Here is a 7,456-nt window from a genome sequence, read left to right on the forward strand (position 1 = left end):
AAGTAGCCGGCTCACTCGCCCCCCTCGAAAAGGCGCTTCGTGTCGTCAAACTGTAACGGGAGGCGTCGCAGCATCAACCCCCTGTGATCGGAAGAGTGCCTGTCCGTGCAGCACGGCGAACACGGAACAGGCCGCCACGGGACATCCCTGTGCTGCTGGGAAGGCAGTTCGCCGGTCAGAGCAGCTAGCGAGGCGGCGCCTCAAGTCGATCAGGAAATGCGCGCGACACCAGGATCGAAACAGCAGCTTCAGCCATCGCAGCAAGTTCAGCCCGTTCGCCGAGCGTGAACTTGCGCGGTCGACTGTCCAGCAGGCACAGAGCGCCGAGGCGGATGTCCTTCAGGTAGACGAGCGGGGCACCCGCATAGAACCGGATGAAGGGTTCGCCTGTCACGAGTGGGTTGTCCATGAACCGCGGATCGGCATGAGCATCCTCGACCACGAAGACGTCATCCCCCAGAATGGCGTAGTTACAAAAAGACATCGACCTCGGCGTCTCCGACCGCTCGAGTCCGCTTCGGCCCAGGAACACCTGGCGCGTTGCATCGATCAGGCTTACCAAAGCATGTGGCACAAGGAAAATTGCACGCGCCTCATCGCAGAGCGCATCGAGCTCCGGATCTCGCTGTCGGTCGACGATGTCCATGTCGAGCAGAGCGCGCAGGCGCGCGGTCTCGTCCGGACCCAATGGAAAGTCCACCCAGCCCTCCAAACGGACGCGAATGCTTAGCGAAAGTGACACGGAAAGCGGGCATGAACAAGCGGCGACACTGGCTCCATTTGTAGACGGCACCGTCTTTCCATCTCTCCTTGTGTCACCTAGCATTGCGCCACATCGCAGTTCGAGATCTCATCAGCCGTGCCCCTGACCCATCTGTCCATCCGGAACACCCTTCTCGGGCTGACAGGCTTTCTCGGCGGCGCCCTGATGATCGTCGTCGCGGTGCAGGTGCTCGGGAGCATGAAGGACAGGCGCGAGATGGACCGCCTCGTGGCCTCCAACTTGCTGCGTGAGCAGCTGGCTCAGATGGCGGCGGCTCTCGCGGTGGAGCGCAGCGAGACGGTGCTGTCGCTGGCTGGAAGCAGCGATATCTACGTTGTTCCTCTGCGCCAAGCTACCGACCACCGCATCGCTGCCATCACCCAGCAGGATGACGACGGCCAAGGCCCGATCGAAGTCTTCTCTATCCGAGACGAGCTGGCGCAGCATCGGGCTGCCGTCGATGCTGCGCAGACGCCGGAAGAGCGCGCAGCAACTGCAGCGGCGTTCAACTTCTTCGGCGTCTCGGCCGTAAATCGTCTGAGCGCGGCACGGATCGCGTTGCTGGTCCGCGAACAGCCTGCCGATCCGGTGACGGCACTGGCCTTCAGCCTGCGCAGCCAGGCAAGCACGCTTCTCGAATATCTCATCCGGTCGCGAACGATGCTGGCCCTCAATGCGGCAGGCCGTGCGGGCGACAACGCGAGTGAAGAGATCCAGCGGAACGCCGTTCGCATCGATACGGCACTCGCCGTCCTGCGTGGCAATCCAGAGCTTCTCGGCAGCGAGATCGCAGACCAGGTGCAGGCCATCGAGTGGCGCTATTACGCGCTCTACCGTCCCGCAGAGGTCGCAGCCGTCCAGCGGACAGGAGCCGCTGACCCTGCCCTTGCCGAAGCCGCTGTCCTGCAAGACGGGTTGAGAGACCTCTTGGCGTTGCTCTTTAGCGCGTCCCGCGCACAGCTCTTCGAACTTCGTGCTGAATCGATCCAGCGAAGTGTCTTCTGGAGCAGTCTGTTTTTTCTCGCTGCACTGGCAGTCGTTGCAAGCGTCCTGGTTGTTCGCCGACGCATCGTCACTCCATTGTCCGAGCTCAGGACCGCCATGTTGGAGCTTGCCGAAGGACGCCAAGGCACTGCGCTGCCGGCCTCAACGCGGCAGGATGAGATGACCGCCATGACAGATGCGCTGCGCGTCTTCCGTGCGAACGATATGAGGCGAAGGCGCCTGCAGGATGAGCGGCTCGCACTCCACGACCGACTGAAGGAAGCTTATCGTCAGCTGAAGCTGGACCTGGAGGCCGCCGCGGTGGTGCAGGCGACCCTGCTTCCGCCGTCGGCGCGGTTGGGGGGCCTGTCTTTTTACAGCTACTTCCGGCCGTCACGCTTCATTGCCGGCGACACCTTCAACGTCGTGCGCCGCTCGGATGGCCTTGTCGACTTCTTCGAGATCGACGTTGCCGGACATGGCGCGCCGGCAGCGCTCATTTCCGTTGCCTCGCATCACAGTATCGCGCAGGCAGCCTTGCAACGCCGGGCAGGGGAGGGACTGGCTGATCTCGTTGCATCCATCAACGCCGAATGGCCGGACAGCTTTCCCTACTTTACGATGATCCTCGGCGAGATTGATCCTGCATCCGGCAAGGGACGGCTCGTCCAGGCCGGACATCCAGCACCGCTGCTCATCGTCCGCACGGGCGATGTCCGCGAGATCGGTGACGGCGGACTGCCGGTGGGCATCATACCGCATGCGACATACGACGTGATCGAGTTCGATCTGAGACCCGGCGACCGACTTCTCCTCTATTCGGACGGTTTGACCGAAGCCGAGGACCTGAATGGCCAGTTCTTTTCCCAAGAGCGGCTGATCGAAATCGTGACCGCACATGCACACGACACGACGGGGGCGCTGATCAACGCTTTGGATTCGGCCTTGCGCAACTGGCGGGGCTCGGGGACCTTGGACGACGACGTGACCGTCTTGATTCTGGAGGCAGAGGTCGAACATGAACGTGCGTGAACAGGAACGCGGGAATGTGCTAGTCCTGTCGATTGACGAGAAGCGTCTCGACGCGCACAAGGCGCCTCGCCTGCGCGAAGAGATCATCTCGCGCATCGATCAAGGCCGGCATCTGATCGTCATCGATCTGGCCGCGACCGAATTCATGGACAGTTCTGGTCTTGGCGCCCTTGTGTCGTGCCTGAAGCGCCTTGGTCCACAAGGCGGCATCGCCGTTGCATCGATCGGCAGTTCGGTCAGCCGCCTGTTCTCTCTCACCCGGATGAACCGGGTGTTCTCGCTGCACGACTCGGTCGACGAAGCAGTGGCGCAGTTAGAAAGCTAGTTCCCATGCCTCTCGCCGTGCAGTTCCAAATGGCTGCCGAACTTGGAGAGGTCGGTGCCGCCGCAGAGCGGGTTCGCGATCTGAGCATTGGTGAGATAGGAGTGGAGGGTGGCGAAGCCCTCGAACTGGCGTTCGTTGAAGCCGCCAACAACGTGATCCAACATGGAGGCATCACTGCCGGAGAGTGGTTGGACATCGCTCTGAGATCTGACGGGGCAGGCGTAACTTTGGAACTGCAAGATCAAGGCCACCCCATTCCAGCCCATGTTCTGGATGAAGCGTCAGAGCCGGGCGATGCCTTCGCCGAGTCGAGCCGAGGCCTTTGGTTGATCCAGACCCTGATGGACAAGGTGACTTACACTAGCACATCGGGGATCAACAAACTCGTGCTGTTCCGCAGACGGTAATTGCTCCGCTTTAGATGGAGCTTCGCGCTCGTTCTATCTGCCCTGCTGAAAACCGATGCTCCTAGAACTGCCACAGCGGGAATGGTCAAAATTTTAGTCGCAAGCCATTGATCGCAGCATGAGGTACCAACGACCTCGTGATCTCATGAGGCAACTCTGTTGGCCGATCCGATCCTGTGGCCATCGATCATCTTCACGTTCATGCTGTGCTCGTGGCTTCGGATAGGAACGCTCATGATCGAGCCTTTCGCCCCGAGCGGACCATATGTCCATGCCACGCTTCTGGCTCTAAGATCCTGACGCGACTGCGGGCCGCTCATTCGTCTTTTGGGAAAGCGCGAGAAGCCGTGCGCAACCCCCTTGATGCGCACGGCGAGGACAGGATTACAGGATGAAATCGTCCACGACTAAAGCGATCTTGCTCGAAAGCTCTATTGTAAAGTCAGCAATGCCGTCTCCGTCGGTGTCGCCATGAACCAGGGTCACGTTCTTGTTGTGCTCGTAACGCAATTCGCCTGACGTTTTCGAAAAGCCGGCCGTAGCGATGAAGCGGAAGGCCTGATCGCCCGCTAGGCCCGCGATCGCATCAATCTCCGAGAGGTCGATCCTGTCGCCTTGGGCTCTGTTGAAATCGGTGATCACGTCCCGTTGCGCTGCAGTCGGACCAGTCTCTGCGGCCGACCGGAAGACGAAGTGATCGGCGCCAAGTCCACCGGTCAATTCGTCTTTACCGAGACCTCCGCTCAGCCTGTCGTTGCCTTCTCCACCAGTAAGGCTGTCGTTGCCCGCGCCGCCATCGAGAGTGTCGTTACCCCTGCCCCCGTCGAGCCGGTTGTTCCCCGCGTTCCCTGTGATCCGGTTATCTAGCGTGTTACCGCTCCCATTGATATGTGAGGTTCCGGTCAAGATAAGATCTTCGACATGATCCGTCAGGGCGTAAGCGATCCATGCCAGCACGGCATCAGAACCGCCACCAGCCTGCTCGATGACACGGTCTCCGATATTATCGACCACATAAGTATCGTCGCCGGCGCCGCCAGTCATGGTGTCGGCGCCGAGGCCGCCATCCAGGACGTTGTTACCTCCGTTGCCGGTCAGGTGGTTGTTCAGCGCGTTGCCAGTGCCATCCAAGTCTGCCGTTCCTGTCAAGATCAGGTTTTCTACGTGTGCGCCAAGCACATAAGAGACTCCTGCCCGCACCGTGTCCGTGCCCCCGCCGGCCGCCTCAATAACTAGGTCAGCGACATTGTCGACGATGTAGGTGTCGTTTCCCAGACCGCCCTCCATAGTGTCCGCACCCACACCGCCATCCAGGACATTGTTGCCGGAGTTGCCGGTAACGCGGTTGTCTTGAGCGTTGCCCGTAGCGTTGATATGGCCGCTTCCTGAGAGTGCGACGTTCTTTACATGATCGGCGGCGACGAAGGAGCGGTCGAACGACGCCGTGACATTGCCGTCCTCGTCCATTGTTTCAATGGGAGCCGGTGGGGCATATTCAGTGCCAGGATCGACATAGTTGCTAGTGTACTCGCCGGCGCGAACCTCTGCGCCGATAATCGTCGCCACTAAGGGTTCCTCCGGCGCAACCCACTTTCCGGCCCAGATCTCCTGCTCGGGCTGGACTGCCCAGAGGTTAATGTAGCTCTTCATTGGACCAAGCTGCCAAACGCCGCCCGGCATATCGGCGCCGCTGAACTCGCCGACGATCTTGCCGTCGATGTAAAAGATTGCTTTTTCCTCTGTTACAGTGACTTCGTAGGTGTGAACGCCTTTGGACGCGTCAAAGCCCAGGTCGATGAAGATCGGTTTCTGGCCGTGATGGTCGAGGGTGATGTGCTCGCCCTTCTCGTTCAGCATGTGGATGTTAAGCTGGACGCGGGTCGTGTCGGAGCCAACAAACTCGAAGTCAAACTCGACCCAAGGCTGGTTCGCCCAGTCGGCTTTGTAGGTAAAGAGCCCAAAGACCGCACCGGGGACCATGTCCGGGGTCTGCACGGTCCAACTCCAGGTACCCGTGGTGGCAGACTCGGCCGACTGGACCTCGCCCGCATGGTAAGGAAAATCGGAGCCGGCCGGAGCCTTGCCAAGGACAAGCTCAACGTTGCCATCTGTCGTCACACGGACGTTGTTTGTGGACCAGTGTAGAATGCTGGACTGACCAGCAGGCCAGTCTGACATCAGCCAGCCATCTTCGGGATAAGGCTCCCAGAAGCCATAGACGGCAAGTGCAGGATCGTTGGCGGTGGTCGCCATATGGAAATACCTTTTCCGAGCCGCCTGATGTTCCGGCCCCTGTAAGGCGGCATTGAAGAGCCGGTTGTTCGTTAGAGCAGAGCGTAGCACTCCTGTAACGCGAACCGAATGATAGGATCGCTAGACCTTTATGAACGATGGATGGCCGCACGGTGCGGGAGCATTCACGGTTCCTAGCGTCCAGTGATCAAGCACAGCTTCGAGTGAACGCGAGCGTTGTATACACACGTAAGGGTTGTGGAGGAAAGACTGAAGATTGAAGGCTGGATTTGTGACTTCTCGGTTTCAGACAGCTGTGGGGAAAGGTCCTTGAGGAGCTTGGTACCAAGACCGGGCTGCTCTTCAGCGATGTTTGAATGCCATCCGGCACGCAGGATGAACCGTGACGTTGCCCCCTGCACCTCTTTCAGTTTGAGTTAGGCTCTGACCCAATCGAAAAGACCAGAGATGAAGCGCAGTAGGTTCACTGAAGATCAGATCATCGGCATTCTAAATGAGCACGAAGTGGGGGGCTCGGTCGCTGATCTGTGCCGCGGACACGGCGTCAGCGATGCAACGGTCATTGAATTAAAGGCCAAGTATGGTCGTCGACAAGCGCCATCGCGACCTCGCGGTCCCGGTCGCGGCCGGCGGCTATAAGGATCGCGATGCGCCCCTCTGCTCCCTTGGGCTCGCCGTTGGGCGCGAAAGAGGCCGACCCGATGGTATTTCGGGCCTTGGCGATAGGCCGTCCTAACTACTCCACCACCCAGAGGCTCTCGACCTGTCCCGCCTTGATCGCCTCGATCTTCGTGTCGTGGCGCGGAAGGTACTTCTACGTGTCATCACCACCGCCTCCGCCATTCGCGCCCGCAAGCACTCGTACAAATTGTAAATTTCAACTCTACGTCGCTTGTTCCTGTGGCAGCTCCGCCATGCTGACGCGGTTGCTCGTCGGCGGGATATTTGGAGAAGCCTTTCTGTTCTGGGCTGTCGCAGCAGTCAGAAACAGCTTTGGCCCGTGATGCAGAAGGCAGTAGCTAGTGCCCGCCCGTCTGGCGCTCGATCCGCTGCCGCTCGGCCTCGGCTGTGCTCAGAAACTCAACGCGGTGCATCCCAATGGAGCGAAATCGCTTGGCGCCGCAGATGCTGTACACGGCTCGGCGATATATGGCCAAATCATCCTCCCAGGCATCAAAGGTCACCTTGGCTGCATGGCCGCAGCGGTTGCAGGTGAGTGTGAAGCGGACGGGAATGCCTTCATAAGAACAAAAGCGGGACTATGATCAAGCGTTAAACGCGAGCGGCGATGTGCGGGGCTTGCACAACAAGAGGCCTCGGACCGATGCCGGGCCGGCGCGCTCATAGACCGCTCTGGTAGGAGCGGACTTGATCGACAGGTGAGGTGGTTGAGTTACGGTTCTTTCCCCGCAATGTACTGAGCCTGTATACTGCCAAGCTGGCCTGCCCCGATGAGGTGGTCCATCTCTTGTCTTAGTGCATGACAGATCCTGGCGCTATGGTTGGGGTGGCCGGCGAAGCGGCTCCGGATGGCGGAGCCGGCCATTGCATGGCCTCTGGAGCCGGAGGCCGATATCCCAAGGATGAATGTGGGCGCTTTGTGTTGTAGTGTTTGCGCCAGCCCTCGATGACGATCTTTGCCTCGGCAAGGCTGTAGAAGATCTCGCCGTTCAGGAGCTCGTCTCTTAGCTT

General features: G+C 59.8%; 8 protein-coding genes. 5 read left to right on the top strand and 3 right to left on the bottom strand.

From position 1 onward, the window contains the following. Nucleotides 1–184: 184 nt before the first annotated feature. On the bottom strand, nucleotides 185–646 hold the full coding sequence (locus tag BLP73_RS16250; protein WP_090747179.1) for a GAF domain-containing protein: 462 nt from the start codon (nucleotides 644–646) through the stop codon (nucleotides 185–187). A 213-nt stretch (nucleotides 647–859) separates the two neighbouring features. On the opposite strand from BLP73_RS16250, the gene BLP73_RS16255 reads away from it, so the two are divergent. From BLP73_RS16255 to BLP73_RS16265, 3 genes are read left to right on the top strand one after another with little or no spacing between them, the layout of a single operon-like run. Further along, nucleotides 860–2,779: a PP2C family protein-serine/threonine phosphatase gene (locus BLP73_RS16255; protein WP_139165995.1), complete on the top strand. Its 1,920-nt coding sequence runs from the start codon at nucleotides 860–862 to the stop codon at nucleotides 2,777–2,779. Next, nucleotides 2,766–3,104: an STAS domain-containing protein gene (locus BLP73_RS16260; protein ID WP_090747154.1), complete on the top strand. Its 339-nt coding sequence runs from the start codon at nucleotides 2,766–2,768 to the stop codon at nucleotides 3,102–3,104. Before BLP73_RS16255 ends, BLP73_RS16260 begins: the two co-directional genes overlap by 14 nt. Nucleotides 3,105–3,133: 29 nt before the next feature. Continuing rightward, nucleotides 3,134–3,511 (top strand): ATP-binding protein, encoded by a 378-nt coding sequence (locus BLP73_RS16265; protein ID WP_175453395.1) that lies wholly within the window; start codon nucleotides 3,134–3,136, stop codon nucleotides 3,509–3,511. A 384-nt stretch (nucleotides 3,512–3,895) separates the two neighbouring features. Here BLP73_RS16265 and BLP73_RS16270 read toward each other — a convergent pair whose 3' ends face one another. Continuing rightward, complete coding sequence (locus BLP73_RS16270) at nucleotides 3,896–5,764, bottom strand: family 16 glycosylhydrolase (protein WP_090747163.1); 1,869 nt, start codon at nucleotides 5,762–5,764, stop codon at nucleotides 3,896–3,898. Nucleotides 5,765–6,211: 447 nt separating this feature from the next. On the opposite strand from BLP73_RS16270, the gene BLP73_RS16275 reads away from it, so the two are divergent. Next, nucleotides 6,212–6,403 (top strand): transposase, encoded by a 192-nt coding sequence (locus BLP73_RS16275; RefSeq protein ID WP_281179936.1) that lies wholly within the window; start codon nucleotides 6,212–6,214, stop codon nucleotides 6,401–6,403. A gap of 383 nt (nucleotides 6,404–6,786) precedes the next feature. Further along, on the top strand, nucleotides 6,787–7,029 hold the full coding sequence (locus BLP73_RS19140; RefSeq protein WP_139165996.1) for a hypothetical protein: 243 nt from the start codon (nucleotides 6,787–6,789) through the stop codon (nucleotides 7,027–7,029). 208 nt (nucleotides 7,030–7,237) lie between these two features. Here BLP73_RS19140 and BLP73_RS16285 read toward each other — a convergent pair. Further along, on the bottom strand, nucleotides 7,238–7,456 hold a 219-nt coding region (locus BLP73_RS16285), incomplete at its 5' end, for an integrase core domain-containing protein (protein WP_139165997.1).

The organism is Paracoccus tibetensis, from assembly GCF_900102505.1.
In the GTDB taxonomy this organism is placed as follows: Bacteria; Pseudomonadota; Alphaproteobacteria; order Rhodobacterales; family Rhodobacteraceae; genus Paracoccus; species Paracoccus tibetensis.

What these genes read in the sequence shown, in the direction of transcription:
- BLP73_RS16275 (WP_281179936.1), top strand. Translation starts at nt 6,212, where the DNA reads ATGAAGCGCAGTAGGTTCACTGAAGATCAGATCATCGGCATTCTAAAT.
- BLP73_RS16265 (WP_175453395.1), top strand. Translation starts at nt 3,134, where the DNA reads ATGGCTGCCGAACTTGGAGAGGTCGGTGCCGCCGCAGAGCGGGTTCGC.
- BLP73_RS16250 (WP_090747179.1), bottom strand. Translation starts at nt 646, where the DNA reads ATGGACATCGTCGACCGACAGCGAGATCCGGAGCTCGATGCGCTCTGC.
- BLP73_RS16270 (WP_090747163.1), bottom strand. Translation starts at nt 5,764, where the DNA reads ATGGCGACCACCGCCAACGATCCTGCACTTGCCGTCTATGGCTTCTGG.
- BLP73_RS16260 (WP_090747154.1), top strand. Translation starts at nt 2,766, where the DNA reads ATGAACGTGCGTGAACAGGAACGCGGGAATGTGCTAGTCCTGTCGATT.